Raw genomic sequence first — 19,756 nt, 5'->3', positions numbered from 1 at the left:
TGGACTGAATGGCGAATGAAAATATCAATTTGTTTGACGCGGAGCAACAGCCACAGCAGTCCTACGTTGTTGGTACAGTGGTAGCAACCTTTTTTGAAAGTCCGGACAGTTTTTATAAAGTACTTCTGGTAAAGGTGTCGGCGACTAACCTTAATTGGCATGGTGATGAAATTGTGGTAACGGGTAATTTTGCCGACGTTGCTGAGGAAATGCCGTATCGTTTCTTTGGCAAATTAGTTGATCATCCAAAGTACGGGCAGCAATTTCAAGCTGATAATTATCAAAACGAGGCACCAACAACCAAAGAGGGCATTATCCAGTATCTTTCAGGCGATGATTTCCCAGGGTTAGGAAAGAAAACGGCTGAAAAGATTGTTGCTTTACTTGGCTTGACCGCTATTGATCAGATTAATCAGGATCCGTCTGTGTTGGACCCGCTTAATTTAAAAACGGAGGTCAAGCAGACTTTAATTGATAATCTATCCAGTAATAACGGCGTTGAACAAATCATTATTGGGCTTAATGGTTATGGGTTTGGTAGTCGTTTGGCCAGTGCCATTTTTGAACGGTATAAGGAAAAAACGCTGCAGGTGATTCAGGAAAATCCTTACCAATTGGTTGAGGATATTAACGGTGTGAGTTTCAAACGTGCTGATCAGATTGCTGAACAACTTGGGATTGGCACCCAGTCACCTCAACGCATTCAAGCCGGTTTGCTGCAAACCTTGGGCGAACTCGCCATGTCCGATGGCAACACGTTTACTAGTGCTGAGCCGCTACTTAACGGGACGATTCGCCTTTTACAGGAGAGCCGTAATGAATCGATTGATCCTCAACTTATCGCAGATCAACTGATTGAGTTAGGCAAAGCCAAAAAAGTGGTTGGCGAAGGAGATCGCATCTTTTTAAAGGGGCTCTATGATGCCGAATGGCAAGCAGCTGAACACCTTAACCGAATTTTGCAGGCTTCTGATCTGACCACTTTTGATGATGAGGTCATTGAAAAACAAATCCGGCTTGTGGAGCGAAATCTGGGTATCAGTTACGATGACTCTCAGGAATCAGCCATTTTATCGGCAATTCAGTCCCACGTTTTCCTACTAACGGGTGGTCCCGGGACGGGGAAAACTACCATTATTAACGGCATTGTTAATTTATATGCCAAATTACACGAGTTATCGTTAGATGTTAATCAGTATAAGGATAAGCCTTTCCCAATTTTACTTGCAGCACCAACTGGACGGGCAGCCAAACGAATGAGTGAGACTACCGGGTTGCCTGCAAGTACGATTCACCGACTACTAGGGCTGACTGGTCGGGAGAACAATGATGATGTCACTGCTAAGGATTTGGAAGGGTCATTACTAATTGTGGATGAAATGTCCATGGTCGATATTTACTTGTTTCGGACACTTCTCCGGGCAATTCCGGATTCAATGCAGGTGGTTTTCGTTGGTGATAAGGATCAGCTGCCATCGGTTGGTCCGGGACAAGTGTTCTTTGATTTACTCAGTAGTCATCGTATCAAAGCCATGGAACTGAGTACGATTTACAGGCAGGACGATGATTCATCGATTATTCCCCTGGCTCACGATGTCAAAATGGGACGATTACCTGCTGACTTTACGCAAAATAAGGCTGACCGATCATTTATTCGCTGCAACGCTTATCAGATGCCTTCAGTCATCGAACAAATTGTGGGTAAGGCCAAAGAACGGGGCTTTTCTGCGGATGACTTTCAGGTACTGGCACCAATGTATCGCGGACCGGCAGGCGTAACACGCTTAAATACCATTATTCAAGACATTATGAATCCGTTAAGCGACACCCGTAAAAAAGAAGTTGAATTTCGCGGTGAAAAGTTTCGTATCGGCGACAAGGTGCTGCACTTAGTCAACAGTCCAGAAAATAACGTGTTTAACGGTGATATTGGCTCAATTGTTGGGATTACCTTCGCGAAAGCCAAGGGTAATTCGGATAAGGTTGATAAGCTTACCGTGGCCTTTGACCAAACAGAAGTCACCTATCCGCGTAACGAATGGGATAAATTAACCTTGGCATATTGTACATCGATTCATAAAGCGCAAGGCAGTCAATTTAAAATGGTGATTCTGCCGATGGTCATGCAATATTCGCGGATGTTGCAACGTAATTTGTTATATACGGCGATTACCCGAGCAAAATCAACGTTAATTCTACTGGGTGAGCAGTCGGCTTTTGAACAGAGTGTTAAACGGCAGTCAGTGAACCGACAAACAGCGTTGGTGGATCGGCTGACTGTGACCATCAGCGAAGTTCAGGAGTCGGTGGCAGAACAACAGGATGCGCCAAAAGAAGTTCAGTCGAAGCCCCAGAGCCAGCCAGTGGCAAAATCGGCGGAGACTGAAACTGCGTCATCAGTTGCTGACACTGAACCAGAACTTTTAAACGACGGCATTTTAACCATGTCACTGGTCAGTAGCGGGCAGATCGATCCAATGATTGGAATGGGAAAAGTCACGCCAAAATCGTTTACTAACAAATAGCGATAGTGTACTATTTGGTTAAGTAGTTTTGTCGATAATAAGAATCGTGGAGGAAAAACATGTCAAATCAAAGTGAAACTAAACATCCGTTAAAGATGTTTGCGTTAAATTCAAACCGACCACTTGCAGAAAAAATTGCTGCGGCTGCTGGAGTCGAACTGGGAAAGGCAACAATCAAGCATTTTAGTGATGGTGAAATTGCGATTACAGTGGATGAAAGTATTCGTGGCGATGACATTTTCTTGATTCAGTCAGTTTCCGATCCCGTAAATACCATGTTGATGGAGTTAATGATCATGGTGGACGCTGTTCGTCGTGCCAGTGCGCATTCCATTACCGTTGTTATTCCTTACTATGGTTATTCCCGTGCCGATCGTAAAGCACGGTCTCGCGAACCCATTACGGCTAAATTGATTGCATCATTATTGGAAGATGATGGTGTTGACCGGGTAGTGACACTTGACCTGCATGCGGCACAACTGCAAGGTTTCTTTGACATTCCAATGGATCACTTAGAGGCGACACCGCTATTAGCAGGTTATTTTATTGACCACGGCTTGACGGATAATCTGGTCGTTGTTTCACCTGACCATGCGGGGGTTTCAAAAGCACGTCGAATGGCCGATCTTTTGCAGACACCACTGGCAATCATTGACAACCGGGACCCTGATAAATCAACGACTTCTGCGGATGCGGTCATTGGGTCTGTTGAAGGCAAAAACGCCATTTTGGTAGATGATATTATTGATACGGCCGTGCGGATATCAATTTCCGCACAAACGTTGAAAAACGCCGGTGCAAAAGACGTTTATGCCGTTGCCACTCATCCCGTATTTAGTAAAAATGCGGTTAAGCAAATGCAAGATTCATCGTTGAAAAAAGTCATTGTGACCGATTCGATTCAAATGCCGGAATCCAAACAGTTTGATAAGCTAGAAATCATTTCAGTTGGTCACCTAATTGGTCAAGCGATTCGACGGATCTATTCCGAACAGAGCGTCGGCCAGTTATTTATTCGTTAGAAGTTAATTTATGATTAAATGTCACTCAAAGATACTATCTGGATAAAATTATCGTTCAGATAGTATTTTTGAGCCTGAGACAATTTCAATTAGAGATGGAGCGCAAACACCATGACTTTCAAAAAATTCCTAGTGGGTATTGGCAGCATTGCATTAGCAGTTACGCTAGTGGCTTGCGGCCAATCCAAATCTAGTAGCAGTAACAGTCATCAAATGGCTGATAAGCAGGTTTTAAATCTCAGTACCACGGACACCATCTCAACACTGGATAATTCTGCAGCGTCAGAATCAGTGAGTTTGACGGCGTTGTATGCCACCAATGAAGGGTTATATCGATTGGGTCAGCATTCAAAGATTGAAAATGCTTTAGCGACTAAAACTCAAGTTTCAAAGGATGGTCTGACCTACACTTTTGATCTTCGTTCAGATGATAAGTGGAGTGATGGTAAACCCGTTACAGCACAGGACTTTGTCTATTCTTGGCGAAGAACGGCCGATCCAAAGACGGCAGCTAACTATAGCTATTTGTTTGATGGTATTAAGAACTTCAGTGCCATTCAAAAGGGCAAGATGAGTCCTAATGAATTAGGGGTCACTGCACCAAGCAAAAATAAGCTGGTTGTGACACTCAGTCGACCAGTGCCGTACTTTAAGTTGTTGCTAGCGTTCCCAACGTTCTTCCCTGAACAGCAGTCAGCCGTTGAAAAATATGGCAAACAATACGGGAACAATAGTCAAGCAGTGTCTAACAACGGACCATTTAAAGTAGCTGGTTGGAACGGGACGAATAATACGTGGAATCTGAAGAAAAACCCCAATTATTGGGATAAGAAACACGTTCATTTGAGTCAGATCAAGTACCAAGTAGTGAAGAGTCCAAGCACAGGGTTAAACTTATATAACCAAAAGAAGCTTGACGTTACACCGTTGTCGGGAACTCAAGTTGCCAATTATCAGAGTAACAAGGGCTTTCAGAAGTTCGAAGGCGGCTCAATGATGTACCTGCAAATGAATCAGAAGCGCAATAAAGCATTGAAAAATGTCAAAATTCGGCAGGCGCTCTCTCAAGTTGTGAACAAACAGGCCTTAGCAACTAAGGTCTTGCGTGATGGCTCCACCGCACCTAAGGGGTTTGTATCAACCAATCTTAGTCGTAACCCTAAGACTAAGGCGGATTTTGCAACGGATGCCTACGTTAAATCCGGAGTCACTTACGATGCAAGTAGTGCCAAGAAGCTTTGGGCTCAAGGAATGAAAGCAGTGGGTGCAAAGAAGCTCACTTTGACATTGCTGAGTGATGATACTGATCAAGCCAAAACGACGACACAGTATCTCCAAGATCAATTTCAAAAGCTGCCAGGTTTGACGGTTAAAATCGATAACGTGCCTTATAAGAATCGTTTAGCGCGTTCTTCAAACGGTAATTTTGATTTGGTTGTGTCGATGTGGGGGGCTGACTTTGCAGACCCAATTAACTTCTTGAGTTTGCAAGAATCTAATAATCCGACGAACAACGGGAAATGGTCAAATAGTGAGTATGACAAGCTGATCGATGCTTCTCAAACAACGGATGCTAATAATCAGCAACGCCGTTATGAGGATCTAGTGAGTGCCGAAAAAGTTCTCATGAAGGATCAAGGTGTGATTCCACTGTATCAGCCATCCACAACAGAACTTTGGCGGCCAAACGTCCATGGTTATGTTTGGAATCCAGCTGGGATGAGTCGAGGATTGAAGGATATTTATATTACCAAGTAGTTGTTTTTAAAGGTGATATGATATGACATAAATAAGCGTTGTCCTGATTTTTGGGGACAGCGCTTATTTGTGTTTCATGCCTTTTAAAATGTTAAAGTTTCCAAACGATTTTGCCCAAGAAGTTAAATATTTTCAATAAAAAATGAAAATCTAAGCTTCATCTCTAAATTAAATTGAAATTTTCATTGAAACATGATATACCTGTTATTAAGGGATGAAAGCGATAACAAATAGAAATGACCTCTTTACAAGTCAGGGGTAGTTTATGAAAATGGAGGATTTGAGATGAACTTTGAAGACTTACTAACTGAGCAACGGAATCGCCATTCGACGCATATTGATCAGGTCGATACTGACGATATGGTGGAGATGATTAATCGTGAGGATCAGCGTGTAGCACGGTCAGTTCAAAAGCAGTTGCCGCAAATCTCGGAAGCAATTAATTTAGCAACAAAACGGTTTGATGCGGGTGGCAGATTAATCTATATCGGCGCCGGGACATCTGGCCGATTAGGTGTTTTGGATGCCACGGAACTGAGACCAACTTATGGGTTGGAGGAGTCCCAAACTTTTGGCATCATTGCAGGGGGGCCAGAAGCCATGTTCCACACACTAGAGGGTGTGGAAGATTCGGCTGAATCAGCTGAGATTGACTTGCAAAAGGTTAACTTAAATAAAAAAGATATTGTGATCGGTATTGCGGCCAGTGGGGCAACGCCATACACGGTAGCGGCGTTACATTATGCAAAACAAGTTGGTGCGTTAGCTATCGCGGTAGCTTGTGTGACTGACAGTCCCCTAGAGAAAAATGCCGACGTTGCAATTTGCCCAATCGTAGGGCCGGAAGTGATTACTGGAGCGACCCTCATGAAAGCCGGAACGTCTCAAAAAATGGTTTTAAACATGGTTTCAAGTGGAATCATGATCAGGTCCGGAAAAGTTTATCAAAACCTCATGATCAATGTGGTACCCACTAACGAAAAAACGAATCGGCGGGCTAAACGGATTATCGCGGCTGCTACTCAAACATCGACTTTAGCTGCTGAAAGGGCCTTAGACCGTGCCGATAACAACGTTCCTTTGGCTATTTTGCTGATTGAAACAAAGGGAACGATTGCTGAAGCGAAGGCGCTGTTGAAACAGGCCGGTGGTCATGTGAGTGATGCTGTGAAACTCAGTTTGAAAGCCTAAGAGGCCGATAGCGTAAATACTTTTGTGAGTACCTAGATTCACATCCTTTTCCCCTTGACCAAGGGTACTTCTCCTTTTAAAATTGATATGTACCAATCATGAGAGAAGGAGAATCATTATGGTGTATGCAGCGGATGAAAATCGTTACGACGGCCGGATGCCCGTTCGTCGTGCTGGAAACAAGGGCTTACAGCTACCCGCCGTGTCATTTGGCATGTGGCACAGTTTCGGGAATGAAGCCAATTATTCTGATAGTGAAAAGATTATTTTAAAAGCATTTGACAGTGGTATTTTTAGTTTTGATTTAGCCTATAACTACGGTCCCGGGTCAGGGGCTGCAGAACGCTTATTTGGTCAGATCTATCAGGCTAATCTGAAACCATACCGAGATGAACTGGTCATTACAACGAAAGCTGGCTTTCACATGTGGCCAGGACCATACGGTGAGATGAGCTCCCGTAAGACGCTGATTAATGCCCTTGACGGCAGTTTGAAGCGAATGGGTTTGGACTACGTTGATATTTTTTATAGCCACCGGTTTGACCCAAATACGGATCCAGCCGAAACTGCAGAGGCGTTAGACAGTATTGTTCGGTCTGGCAAGGCACTTTACGTTGGTATTTCAAACTATAACGATGCGCAAACTAAAGCCATTATGAAAACCTTTAAGGAACTACACACACCCTTTGTCGTTAATCAGTTGTCGTACAACATGCTTAATCGAGAAGTTGAAGATGATGGTGTTTTGGACACTTTGAAGGCAAATAATCTGGGGATGGTTGCGTATGGTCCTTTGGCAGAAGGATTACTGACTAATCGATATTTAGGTGGTATTCCTGAAGAGTTCCAGATTCATTGGAGCAGTACAGAAGTGATGGATCAGGGACGGGCAAAATTAGCAGCAAAGCTAAATCAGTTGAACGAAATTGCCAAAAATCGGGATCAAACCATGGCTCAGATGGCGTTGGCCTGGTTATTGAAAGATCCAGTAGTAGTAAGCGTCGTAACCGGTGCATCAAAGGTTTCTCATCTGGAAGATAACTTAAAGGCCGTGCAAAATATTCGTTTCTCGGCTGATGAATTAGCCAAAATTGATGCGATTATTAAAGGTTAGTTGACTCATTCCCCATTCCAAACTAGTTTGAAATGGGGAATTTGTACATAGTGTTACCATGACAATCTGAGTAAGCGAAGGAATGCTTCAATCCAACCAGGTTGCAATGAGGAGGAAATCGTGGCGCAAAAAGTGACAATCAGGGATTTAGCTGAAGCTGCAGGTGTATCAGTAACAACTGTTTCACAGATTTTAAATGGTAAGGGTGAGCGGTTTAGCAGCGATACTAAAGATCGCGTACTTAAATTGCAAAAGAAAATGGGGTATGTTCCTGACTATAATGCCCGTAATTTAATTATGGGCTCTACCCAAACAATTGGGGTCTTAGTTCCCAACTTGGCCAATCCCTTTTTTAGTATGTTTATCAAAGGTATTCAACAAACAGCACAATTTCATCATTTTGTACCCATTATTTTTGATGCAAATCAAAATCAGAAGTTACAGAGTATGTATATTGAAGAATTGATCAAACGGGCAGCCAATGGGTTGATCATCGCCAGTGCAACTTTGGATGCTAACGATATTGATCGAATTTTGACCCGAAACGGGATTCCTTATTTACTGTTCGATCAAAACGATGCCCAAATTGGCGATCGCGTTTGGGTGGACGACTATAAGGGTGGACAGATGGCTGCAAATTATTTGCTGTCGAGGGGTCACCGTCGAATTGCGTTGCTTGTTGGTGAAAACATTACCCATAATATTCAGCAACGAATTGCGGGTTTTAGAGCAGGAATGGCGAAGTATCGGTTAACGCTGGCAGACGATATGGTTGTTCAATCTGCCATGACCAAATTGGGCGGATATCAGGCTACGGCAGAGGTTCTCACTAAAGATGCCACGGCTGTGTTTTCGATTAACGACGAGATGGCGATCGGACTTTACCGCGGGGTTCAAGAACGGGGATTAAAGATTCCAGATGATCTGTCAATCATGGGTTACGATGATATTGACCTTGCTAATTTTATTACCCCCAAGTTAACATCGATTCATCAGCCGGCTTTTGAAATGGGACAGGTTGCTACTGAATTATTAATTGAACGGCTTAACAACCCACGGCTAGCTCATCAGGATAAGCAGTTGCCTTTAGAACTGATTGTCCGTGATAGCGTGAAACTGATTCAGTCAGATATACAATAAAAATGTGAATCAAATATGAATTAAAATTGATTAAACTGCGAATATCCTTTTATTTAAAGCAAGCAGAAACACCGTAAAATATTTAATCTAATTTTAATTTTCTAATAATATGCAGAAATTAATGTATATTTAAGCGAACTTGGCTTAAATACATTTAATTTCTGCATATTTTTGTCTAAATAATCATGGCAGTTTCAAAGTGCGAAATCCTTGGCATTCCAACTGTGAAGTAGTCGGTGAAACGGTTTCTGATTCATCATATGATTAAGGTGTCCAAAAGAGATAGGAGGTAACTACCATGACAAAACCAATTCATGTAACATCGGAAATCGGCAAGCTTGACGTTGTGATGTTAAAAAGGCCGGGTGCCGAAGTTGAAAATTTCACACCCGAAATGATGCCACGGCTCTTATTCGATGACATTCCTTACCTACCCATTGCTCAAAAAGAACATGATAATTTTGCAGAAACATTAAGAGATAACGGTGTTGAAGTCCTGTATCTCGAAAAACTAGTTGTGGAAGCCTTAGATGCCGGTGGCTCAGAATTAAAACGGCACTTTCTAGATAAAATGTTAACTGAGTCCGGCTATGCGGCTGGAATGATCCACCACGTATTAGAAGACTATTTATTAAGCATGACAACAACTGAAATGGTTGTTAAAATCATGGCCGGCGTACGGAAAAACGAATTAGACTTCGTACCGAAAGATTTAGTGAGTGCGGCAGAAGAACGGGACTATCCTTTCTTCTTGGACCCGATGCCTAACTTGTATTTCACTCGGGATCCAGCTGCATCAATTGGTGACGGTCTTAGCATTAACCACATGACTTTCCCAGCAAGGCAGCGTGAATCGCTTTTTATGGAAACGATTATCGCTCATCATCCGCGGTTTGCTGATCAAGGGCTGCACGTTTGGCGGGACCGTGATCAACCTGGCCGAATCGAAGGCGGCGACGAATTAGTCCTCAGTGATACGGTGCTTGCAATCGGTGTGTCAGAACGAACTTCAGCTGGCGCTATTGAAGATATTGCTCGCAGGTTATTTGAGAAGAAAAGCGGTTTTGAAAAAGTACTCGCGATTCGGATTCCTCATAACCATGCCATGATGCATTTAGACACCGTCTTTACGATGATCAATCATGATCAGTTTACCGTTCATCCAGGTATTTTGGGTGAGGGTGGTCAAATTGATAGCTGGATCGTGACTGAAGATCGAGATGGTGAACTGCACGTGGATCACCATTTAGATTTAAAGCAAGTGCTGAAGGACGTACTTGGTCTTGATGATATTGATTTAATTCCAACTGGTGGTGGTGATCCGTTAATTGCGGATCGTGAACAGTGGAATGATGGATCCAATACGTTAGCGATTGCACCAGGCGTTGTAGTCACCTATAATAGAAACTACGTATCAAATCAGGTACTGCGTGAACATGGACTTAAGGTTCTGGAAGTTCTTTCCAGTGAACTTTCAAGGGGACGTGGTGGTCCAAGATGCATGAGTATGCCGCTGGTACGAGAAGATCTCTAACCTAAAAAAAGGAGCTATGATCATGACAGACTTTAAAAATAGCGTTTTTCAAGGACGGTCAGTGCTGGCCGAAAAAGACTTTAGTGCTGATGAATTAAATTATTTAATTGACTTTGGACTGCATTTAAAAGCCCTCAAGAAAGCAGGCATACCTCACCATTACCTTGAAGGTAAAAACGTGGCGTTACTGTTTGAGAAAACTTCAACACGGACACGTTCCGCGTTCACTACTGCAGCAATCGATCTTGGCGCTCACCCAGAATTTTTAGGTGCTAATGATATCCAATTAGGCAAGAAGGAATCGGTTGAAGATACGGCTAAGGTGCTTGGCAGTATGTTTGACGGGATCGAATTCCGTGGTTTCAGTCAAAAAGTTGTTGAAGATTTAGCTGAATACGGCGGCGTACCGATTTGGAACGGTTTGACGGATGAATGGCATCCTACTCAAATGCTGGCTGACTTCATGACGGTGAAGGAGAACTTTGGTCATTTGAAGGGGTTAACGCTGACATTTATGGGTGATGGCCGGAATAATGTTGCCAACTCCTTACTCGTTACCGGTGCCATCCTTGGTGTTAACATCCACATCGTAGCACCAAAAGAGTTGTATCCAGCACAGGAAATTCAAGATTTGGCTAACGGTTTTGCTAAGGATTCAGGAGCTAAGTTATTGATCACAGATGACCTGGATGAAGGCATGAAGGGTTCCAATATCGTTTATACCGACGTTTGGGTATCCATGGGTGAAAATAACTGGCAAGAGCGGATCAACCTGTTACAGCCATATCAAGTGAATATGGCAGCCTTAAAGAAGACGGGGACACCAGATGATCAACTGATCGTGATGCATTGTCTGCCAGCCTTCCATGATACAACTACCGATTATGGTAAAGAAATTGAAGAAAAATATGGCTTAACTGAAATGGAAATTACGGATGAAGTCTTCCGTAGTAAATATGCCCGTCAGTTTGAAGAAGCTGAAAACCGGATGCATTCCATTAAAGCGATGATGGCCGCAACGTTAGGCAACTTATTTATTCCAACTGTATAAGTTAAAGATTGCTTTTAGGGGGCTTGAGCAAAACACAATTGAGTGTTTTACGCAGCGCCCTTTTTGTTTATTCCACGGACAACTTGGTAGAAAGGATGATTTTCCATGACAGCACGCAAAATTGTGGTGGCACTGGGCGGTAATGCGATTTTAGCAAATGACGCTAGTGCGGCAGCGCAACAACGCGCTCTAAGAGAAACGGCTAGGTACCTCGTTAAATTTATTCAGCAAGGTGACTCATTGATCATTTCTCATGGTAATGGTCCGCAGGTGGGCAATATCTTGCTACAGCAAGCAGCGGGTAGTACGCCAGATAATCCAGAGATGCCATTAGACACGGCGGTGGCCATGACACAGGGAAGTATCGGTTATTGGCTGCAAAACGCAATGGCTGCGGAATTAACGGCGCTTGGGTTAGAGATGGACGTTGCAACCGTGGTCACCCAAGTTGTTGTGGATGAACACGACCCGGCTTTTGAAACACCGACGAAACCCATTGGTCCGTTTTATAATCACGAAGAAATTACCACCATCCAGTCTGCAAATCCCCAGTTTCATTTTGTGGAGGATGCCGGGCGTGGCTATCGGCGAGTAGTTCCTTCACCACGACCGATCGACGTGGTTGAAGCGGGCGCAGTGAACCACTTAGTTAACGCTGGTATCATTCCAATAGCGGCCGGTGGTGGCGGAATCCCAGTGGTTCGTCATGGGCATGAGCTAGTTGGCTGTGAAGCCGTAATCGATAAAGATTTTGCTTCAGAGAAACTGGCTGAGCGGGTAGGTGCTGATCAACTGATTATCTTAACCGCTGTGGATCACGTTTACGTGAACTTCAATACGCCAGATCAGCAACAGCTCAATACGATTTCGGTTGACGAGTTGCAACAGTACATTGCTGAAGGGCAGTTTGCAGCCGGCAGTATGTTGCCAAAAGTTGAGGCAGCGATTGAATTCGTGACTCATCGGCCTGAGGGACAAGCCGTGATTACTTCGCTGAGTAATCTTGGCAAATTTATTGAAAATGGCTCAGGGACGATTGTTTCAACCGTCAACGCGGAGTCAAGTGTCTAGAGGAATGTAAGTGATCTAGCAAGAGGTTGGGTCATAAGGCTACATCGGCAAGTATTTAGCTAGTTTCTTGACTGAAACACATTCTAACTTGCTACTTGAATGTAGTCTTAACTAGTTCTACAACTCAGATTCTGGCCATATAACACCCCAAAACGCCATCCCGACAAGAAGTATCTCGGAATGACGTTTTGGGGTGTTATATTCTGTAATCTACCAAGTTAGTTCACACCTTGTTTTACCGTTAAAAATCAAACTTAATTTTCAAATCATTTGGCGTATAATAATAGCCAGATAAGAAAGGGGCCTGTTTCATGTTGCAATCGGAAGATACGTATCGCCACTATTTACGTCAACTACCTGATTTTCGTGACTTTACTTCAGAAGAATTTACGAAATTGACTCATGATTTAATGGTCAAAACTTTTCCGAAGGGGCAGGTACTGTTTGATCACGGTGATTTGCGACAACGTTTTTATTTTGTGATTAAAGGTGTTGTCCGACTAGAGCGGCAGGATGAAACGGGTAATTTTTCTTTCATTAACTACGTCAAGGCGATCAAGGGATTTCCGTATCGGGGATTATATACCGATGAAGACTACCCGTATACGGCTACGGCGCTAACGCCAATCACCATCGCATCGGTACCCATGTCAACCTTTGAAGCGATCATTGCTCTGAATCCTTTGGTAACCAGACAGGTGATTAGCCAAATGAGTCAGTTACTCAATCAAATGGAGAATCGACTGCAAAAATTAGTCACATCCAGTGCTACCAGTAGAGTGGTTCAGGTACTGCGTATTTTTGGTACTGACATGGGTGAGCAAACGCCAGAAGGGGATGTGTTAATTCCTTATCCAATCACCTTAATTGAATTAGCGCGGTTGAGTGGGACGACCCGTGAAACTGCTGGACAGGTTGTGACCAAGTTAGAAGTGGCTGGAAAGCTAACTTATAATAAAAAACGGTTTCGGTTTGACCCGGAGAATTTAAATATCAATTAACTATGGCGTCAACAACACGATTATTAATTTAAAAAATTGGGAGACTTTGCTATGTCATTAACCATTCAAAAAATTGAAACATTTCCGATTGCTGTACCACTGAAATCACCCTTTAAAACGGCTTTACGAACGGTAACAACTGCCAGCAGTTTAATCGTCCGGCTGACGGATTCTGATGGTTTTACTGGTTTTGGGGAAGCTGCTCCAACTGCGCCCATTACTGGCGATACTTCTGCAAGTATTAAATTTGCGGTGGAACAGGTGATTGCACCGAAATTGATTGGGGCACCGTTAAATCAGCCTGAACGGGTTAAACAAATCATTGATACGGCACTAGTAGGCAACCACAGCCCTAAAGCTGCGGTGAACATTGCGGTTAATGATTTGTTGGCCAAACATTACGGCGTGTCGTTATCAGAGTTACTGGGTGGCTATCGTCAGACGATTTCAACGGATTACACAGTTAGTGTGGGTACTGCTGAAGAAATGGTCAGTCATGCCAAACAATTAATCGCTGAAGGTTTTGATACCTTAAAGGTTAAGGTTGGCAGCCAATCACCATTTGAGGATTTGAAACAAGTTCGTGCCATTCGACAAGCGGTAGGCACCGACGTTAAAATTCGATTGGACGCTAATCAGGGCTGGCATAAAAAACAGGCGGCTAAAATGATTAATCAAATGGCTCAGGAAGGGCTCGACATCGAACTTGTAGAGCAGCCGGTACCGGCAGACGATTTCGAAGGTATGGCGTACGTTACCGCACATACAGATACACCGATCATGGCCGATGAGAGTATCTTTTCCGTTAAGGATGCGTTAAGACTACTAAAAATGGACGGTTGTGATATTATTAATCTCAAGTTAATGAAGGCGGGCGGAATTGATAACGCCTTGAAGATTAATTCAATTGCAGAAGCGTTTGGGGTTCCTTGCATGGTTGGCAGTATGATTGAATCGCAAGTTTCTGTTACAGCAGCAGCGGCAATGGCAGCGGCAAAAGCTAACATTCAGTTTTACGATTTAGACGCTGCAATGATGTTTAAGACCCAACCTACAACCGGGGGAATCACTCATGATGGTGCAGTCATTACGATTCCTAACGATGCAGGGTTAGGGATTGAGTTTCAAACAAAGTAAGTGGGGTGAGCGGATGGAAAAAAGACGTGTTATTGTGCCCGTGGCAACGCTGTGGACCAGTCCAAAAGCGCCACGAGATATTGACCAGTTAGCGCTTGAAGGTGAAACCAAGCAGTGGGTAGCTGGACTGACAACTGAACAGACCGTTGACTTGTGTGATTCTAAACGACTAGAAACGCAGGCCGTTTTTAATGACGAAGTGATCGTGGACAGTATTGAGGGTGAATGGGCCAAAGTTTACCTGACAACTCAGGCGGATGATGCTGATGAAAGAGGCTATATTGGCTGGCTACCAAGCAAACTACTGTCACCCTCGTCGGTAGCGTACCCAGAAGCAAGCGCCCATCTTTGTGTCGCCGTGCCATTCACAACACTGTATGATGAACAACAAAAACCAGTGTTCGAGATCGTCATGGGGACCGAATTAACCCAGCTAAGAACTGAGGGGGATTTATTACGTGTAGCAACGCCTCTCGGAGAAGGTTACGTTGCAGCTGATAGTATTGTTGTGAATGCCCAGGGCAAGACTGCTGGCGAAAAGATGGTCAACATGGCCCGTCAATTTTTAGGGTTACGCTATCTTTGGGCGGGTATTTCACCGTACGGATTTGATTGTTCGGGGTTCATGTACACACTGCACCGCGTATTGGGAATTGCGATTCCAAGAGATGCCGATGATCAGCGTAATAATGGGCAAGCAGTTGAGCCGGAAAATCTGCAGCCTGGTGATTTACTGTTTTTTGCTTACGAACACGGTAAAGGATTCGTGCACCACGTTGGTATGTATATCGGTGACGGCCAGATGATTCAGTCACGGACACCCGGTAAGCAGGTGGATATTGCCAAGTTGACTGAGATGCGATATGCACCAGAATTTGTTGCAGCAAGAAGGTACTGGCAATGAACTTAGAAGTAGCGCTTAAAGAGCTGATTGCACCTTACAAAAATCAAGTTTCAATATGTATGTATAATACAGGTTCCTTAATTTTCGGGCATCAGGAGCATCGACAATTACCTGCGGCTTCATTGATTAAACTGGGCATTTTAGCAACTCAACTTGCCCAAAATGAGGATTTAAATCAAACCATTAACGTTTCTAGAACGCCAAAAGTAGGTGGCGCGGGCGTACTGCAGCAGTTGACACCGTCAGAGTTACCGATTCGTGATCTCTTAGGATTGATGATTTCGGATTCTGATAATTATGCTGCAAACGTGATGATTGATCATTTATCCATGACTGCCATCAATCAATGGCTGGATGCTAATCATTACGAAGAAACTAGTCTGCAACGACGGCTGATGGATACAGAGGCGAAAAAAAACGGTCGTGAAAACCTGATCTCAGCGTCTGACAGCCTAAAAATCTTTAGGGAGTTGATGCAACATTATCCTCAAACCCACAGTTGGTTTTTAAACCAGCAGTTTCGCGGTAAGTTACCTTTGACGATGGACGAAACCGCGGAGGATGTTGCTATCTACAATAAAACGGGCGAGGGTCCCAATATCGATCATGATGTAGCACGTTTTGCAAAAAATGGCCACTACATTGATGTTGCTGTCTTAACGCAGGGATTTACGGATCGGATTGCAGCAATCACCTTGATGGCAAAGATTGGTCAGCTAGTTTACCACTCATTATGAATTCATTAAAAGGGCTAACCAAGTGTTTAGCCCTTTTATTTGTCGTGATACACTTACAGTAACCTATATGAAATGAGGATTTCATTATGAAGAAAGCAGTTCGTATCAGTTTAATTAGCGGTGCGCTATTACTGTTATTGGGTGCAGGTATGCCAGTGCATGCGTTGGCAGATAATGCTAACGACGTCACGTCAAGTTCAGAATCGACTAACGGGTCTTCTGGACAGGCAGTTCAAACGAAGGCATTATCAAAGCCATACGTTGTTTATGGTTCAGGGTTAGCCTCTGAAGATAAAGACGCCATTTCAAAAGCATTAAATGTTCAGTCTAATTATCAAAGTCTCACGGTCACCGGTTCGGATTATGGCACGTACATTAATTCTGCTGGTACTAGTGATGCTAGTATGATCAGTTCAGTATCGCTGGCTCCAGCTGATCCTGGGACCGGAGTTAAGGTGAATATTGCGGATTACAATGGTCAGAACAATATCACCCAAGTAACTTCACAGCAATATGCGATGGTGGCTACTATGGCTGGTGTTAAAGATGTCATTATTACGGTGACGGCCGATAAAACGGTATCCGGAGAATCGGCTTTAACCGGTGTTTATAAAGCACTAGCAGCGGATGGCTTGACGTTGAATCAACAAAACACGCAGGCTGCTAACGGCATTATGGATGCCACTCAGCCAGCAATTAATCAAAATAAGGATGATAAAAAGTATCCTGGGAAGTTAATGGCAGCTGTGGGGAGCGTTTCTTCAGACCTGGCTAAACAGCGTCAGAAGGATAATCAATATGCGACTAAGGATGAGATCAAACAAATGCTGGATGATGCGCTAGCAAAGCAAGGCATTCAGTCACAAACGTCAACTACGGTGATCAATAACATTGTTGTTGCATTGGGTAACGTTCAAAAAGCACCCGTTTCAGGGACTTCGAGTTATGTTGACAACGCAAAACAAGTTGCAAATAGCATCAGTAATTCGGTAGGTAACAAGATGGCGCAACTAAAGGATTTTGCTAGTAATGCAGATACCAGCGGAATAATGGGAACTTTGAGTAGAATTTGGCAGTCAATTGTTGATTTCTTTAGTAATTTGTTCTAAAGCTCGCTTGTTTATTAAGTAAAAAGTAATTGAATAATCATAAAAATACTAACTAGTCGCTATTCTTCATGAAAATAGCAACTAGTTTTTTTGTATGTTACAAGGCCATATAAACAGTGTTAAATCGGGCATTGTTAGTGAAGAAGATTAGGTCAATAATTGCTTATCGCAAGAAAATCTTAAACTTTTTTGCGGATTATTTAGAAAGTGTGTTAATATGAACATGTAATTTCTGTAAAGCGCATTCACGAGGACAAAAGGTTAATGAGGAGGAGTGATCTGATTTGGGAAAACAACACACGACAACCAAGGTCATCACGGCAGGTGTTATTGGAGTTGCGGGTTTTATGTTTGCCGGGCCACTTCAAGCCAGTGCTAAAACTGTGACGGTTAAACCTGGGGATACAGTTTGGAAACTAGCTAACAAGTATGGCGTATCAGTTAGTTCAATTGAGAAAACTAATCACTTAAATAAGGACATGATTTTCGCAGGTCAAAAAATTGTTTTAGGGAATTCATCTGCTAAAGCAAATACGACGTCTGCTAAACAGACAACAGTTAAGACGCTGAAATCAAATACACAAGTCACTACAAAAGCAAATGCTGCTACTTCATCAGTCAAGACAACAGCCACAGCCTCTACATACAAAGTTAAGTCGGGGGACACGCTGAACAAGATCAGTGCAAAATATGGGATAACTGTTAATCGGCTACGGTCTTTGAATCATTTAACTGGGGACACAATTTATACTGGTCAAACTTTAAAAATTAAGGGTACTGCAGCCAAGGTAAAGGCAACGACCACTGTTAAAAAGGTGGCAAGCTCAAGCACCAAGGCAGCAACCGCAACAACAGTTCAGAAACAAGCAACCGCTACGACGACTAAAGCCAAGAAGACGGTTAAAGCTGATGCTTCTGGTGCGCCAGTAACGTCTGTCACGAGTTATGCGGTTAAGTTAGCTTCAGAAAAGATTCCATACGTTTGGGGTGGTTCTTCGCTCAAAGGAATGGACTGTTCAGGGTTTACAAGTTACGTTTATGCCCATACAGTTGGCGTTTCTTTGCCACATAATACCGTTGCACAAGAAGCCCACGTTTCTGCCCATTCTGTTAGTCACGCGGTTCCTGGTGACCTCTTATTTTGGGGGTCAAAGGGTGCTACGTACCATGTAGCCATTTATATTGGCAATAATCAGTTTGTTGCTGCGCCAGAACCTGGTGAAAACGTTCAGATTCAGTCAATCAGTTCGTATTTCAAGCCAAGTTTTGCTGGTACAGTGAACGGCTAAATTCTATATATGCTATCTTAATATCTTAAAGACGCGATGTTTGAGGTTTAAACGTCGCGTTTTTTCACTTTTACTAAGAAAGCGCTTTTTGAAATTTTTGTTGTAAAAGGTGGTTCACAAAGTTGAAGTTTGGTGTTATAGTCTTTCTTGTTTGAAAATAGCTCAAAATTATTTTGTAATTAAGAAGGCGTGAAACTGATGAGTAATCGTTCGGAGATCCTCACTGAATATCAGAAAGCAAACGAACAACTAACTGAATTAAAGGCGACTGAAGCTCGACAGGTTGAACCGTGTCATCACGAGACGATTACCATCGAACCAAAATATGGCCAGCAGATGCAAGAACTTTCAGCAAAGTGTGACTATTTGAATATGATTTTAGAAGCAATGGCTGCTTCGGAAGATTAGTTGTTTACCTTTTAGAAAATAAGGCGGAACAAGAGAGTAATAGATTTTAGCAGTATCTATTAAAGATTGAATAGATTCAAAATAAGCTAAGCCGTGACAAAACTCGGTAGATTTCAGAAGGTAACATAAATAAAGCCTATTCCGAACTTTTCGGAATAGGCTTTATTTGGGTCATCGTCAAATCGTATTGGTGATGCCTCATAGGCACAGTCACAATCTTTGTGGCTGTGCTTTTTACTATTTCTGGATTAGTGAAATGCGGTTAAAGAAATTATTGAGATTACGGAAGCCGTAACAGTTACGTTTTAACGTCTTAATTTTGCGATTCATACCCTCTAAGGGGCCATTGGAATTACGATAACGGCAGGCATTCAAGATAGCTTGGCGGTTTTTTCTGAAGGTGTTCATGACTGTATCCATACTGGTTCGATTACGTTGATAATGGTCAATTAAGGCCGCTAATTGATTTACGCTACGCTGTTTAATCGCAGTTAGAATCGTTTGATAAGTGGCATAAACAGCCGCGAAACGTGGAAAAGCCGACAAAATCAAATCAATGGCGTTCTGTTGCGTCATATATTCGTTAACACCACGTAAATAGACAGATTTAACGTCGTTGATGGTGGCCTGATTTTGATGGAATAAACGCCAATAAGTTTTCAATATGCGATAGAGACGTGAACAGTGATCAGAGATGGTCTGAAAAGCTTGAATACGAGCTTGATCAAGAGCTCGTCCAGCTAGCTGAATAATGTGAAATCGATC

At 43.0% G+C, this 19,756-nt stretch carries 17 protein-coding genes; 16 read left to right on the top strand and 1 reads right to left on the bottom strand.

Translation table 11 applies throughout. From position 1 onward, the window contains the following. Positions 1–8: 8 nt before the first annotated feature. The 16 genes from recD2 to AC6H04_RS07235 all read left to right on the top strand — a co-directional run bounded on the left by recD2 (position 9) and on the right by AC6H04_RS07235 (position 18,991). Positions 9–2,525, top strand: a complete 2,517-nt coding sequence (gene recD2, locus AC6H04_RS07310) for an SF1B family DNA helicase RecD2 (RefSeq protein WP_497571083.1) — start codon at positions 9–11, stop codon at positions 2,523–2,525. A gap of 59 nt (positions 2,526–2,584) precedes the next feature. Beyond that, positions 2,585–3,547 carry a ribose-phosphate diphosphokinase gene (locus tag AC6H04_RS07305; RefSeq protein WP_497571082.1) on the top strand — a complete coding sequence of 321 codons (963 nt, stop codon included), beginning with the start codon at positions 2,585–2,587 and terminating at the stop codon, positions 3,545–3,547. Between the two features lie 111 nt (positions 3,548–3,658). After that, a complete protein-coding gene (locus AC6H04_RS07300) occupies positions 3,659–5,305 on the top strand; it encodes a peptide ABC transporter substrate-binding protein (RefSeq protein ID WP_497571081.1) in 1,647 nt (548 codons plus the stop codon). A 285-nt stretch (positions 5,306–5,590) separates the two neighbouring features. Then, positions 5,591–6,496, top strand: a complete 906-nt coding sequence (gene murQ, locus AC6H04_RS07295; RefSeq protein ID WP_497571080.1) for an N-acetylmuramic acid 6-phosphate etherase — start codon at positions 5,591–5,593, stop codon at positions 6,494–6,496. Positions 6,497–6,614: 118 nt separating this feature from the next. Continuing rightward, on the top strand, positions 6,615–7,610 hold the full coding sequence (locus AC6H04_RS07290) for an aldo/keto reductase (RefSeq protein WP_497571079.1): 996 nt from the start codon (positions 6,615–6,617) through the stop codon (positions 7,608–7,610). Between the two features lie 120 nt (positions 7,611–7,730). Further along, positions 7,731–8,750, top strand: coding sequence for a ribose utilization transcriptional repressor RbsR (gene rbsR, locus AC6H04_RS07285; RefSeq protein WP_497571078.1), 1,020 nt, complete (start codon positions 7,731–7,733; stop codon positions 8,748–8,750). A 298-nt stretch (positions 8,751–9,048) separates the two neighbouring features. After that, on the top strand, positions 9,049–10,284 hold the full coding sequence (gene arcA, locus AC6H04_RS07280; protein WP_497571077.1) for an arginine deiminase: 1,236 nt from the start codon (positions 9,049–9,051) through the stop codon (positions 10,282–10,284). 22 nt (positions 10,285–10,306) lie between these two features. Further along, the gene (gene argF / locus AC6H04_RS07275; RefSeq protein WP_497571076.1) at positions 10,307–11,335 is read left to right on the top strand and encodes an ornithine carbamoyltransferase; all 1,029 of its coding nucleotides are present in this window, start codon (positions 10,307–10,309) and stop codon (positions 11,333–11,335) included. A gap of 105 nt (positions 11,336–11,440) precedes the next feature. Continuing rightward, on the top strand, positions 11,441–12,406 hold the full coding sequence (arcC, locus tag AC6H04_RS07270; protein ID WP_497571075.1) for a carbamate kinase: 966 nt from the start codon (positions 11,441–11,443) through the stop codon (positions 12,404–12,406). A gap of 311 nt (positions 12,407–12,717) precedes the next feature. Continuing rightward, positions 12,718–13,407: a Crp/Fnr family transcriptional regulator gene (locus AC6H04_RS07265; RefSeq protein ID WP_497571074.1), complete on the top strand. Its 690-nt coding sequence runs from the start codon at positions 12,718–12,720 to the stop codon at positions 13,405–13,407. 51 nt (positions 13,408–13,458) lie between these two features. Next, complete coding sequence (locus tag AC6H04_RS07260) at positions 13,459–14,544, top strand: mandelate racemase/muconate lactonizing enzyme family protein (RefSeq protein ID WP_497571073.1); 1,086 nt, start codon at positions 13,459–13,461, stop codon at positions 14,542–14,544. Between the two features lie 13 nt (positions 14,545–14,557). Continuing rightward, positions 14,558–15,448 (top strand): C40 family peptidase, encoded by an 891-nt coding sequence (locus AC6H04_RS07255; RefSeq protein WP_497571072.1) that lies wholly within the window; start codon positions 14,558–14,560, stop codon positions 15,446–15,448. Continuing rightward, positions 15,445–16,185: a serine hydrolase gene (locus tag AC6H04_RS07250; protein WP_497571071.1), complete on the top strand. Its 741-nt coding sequence runs from the start codon at positions 15,445–15,447 to the stop codon at positions 16,183–16,185. Before AC6H04_RS07255 ends, AC6H04_RS07250 begins: the two co-directional genes overlap by 4 nt. 86 nt (positions 16,186–16,271) lie before the next feature. Beyond that, entirely contained in the window at positions 16,272–17,294 is a 1,023-nt protein-coding gene (locus AC6H04_RS07245; protein ID WP_497571070.1) for a DUF1002 domain-containing protein, read from the top strand. A gap of 284 nt (positions 17,295–17,578) precedes the next feature. Further along, positions 17,579–18,583: a C40 family peptidase gene (locus AC6H04_RS07240; RefSeq protein WP_497571069.1), complete on the top strand. Its 1,005-nt coding sequence runs from the start codon at positions 17,579–17,581 to the stop codon at positions 18,581–18,583. Between the two features lie 198 nt (positions 18,584–18,781). Continuing rightward, entirely contained in the window at positions 18,782–18,991 is a 210-nt protein-coding gene (locus AC6H04_RS07235) for a hypothetical protein (protein ID WP_497571068.1), read from the top strand. A 237-nt stretch (positions 18,992–19,228) separates the two neighbouring features. Here the strand turns inward: AC6H04_RS07235 and AC6H04_RS07230 are convergent. Beyond that, positions 19,229–19,756, bottom strand: a 528-nt coding sequence (locus AC6H04_RS07230) for a transposase (protein ID WP_497571067.1), incomplete at its 5' end; no start/stop codon positions are given.

The sequence above is a fragment of the Secundilactobacillus sp. MJ173 genome (assembly GCF_059704265.1).
Note: the sequence above shows the minus strand (reverse complement) of the source record. Positions and strands in the feature narration are given on the sequence as shown.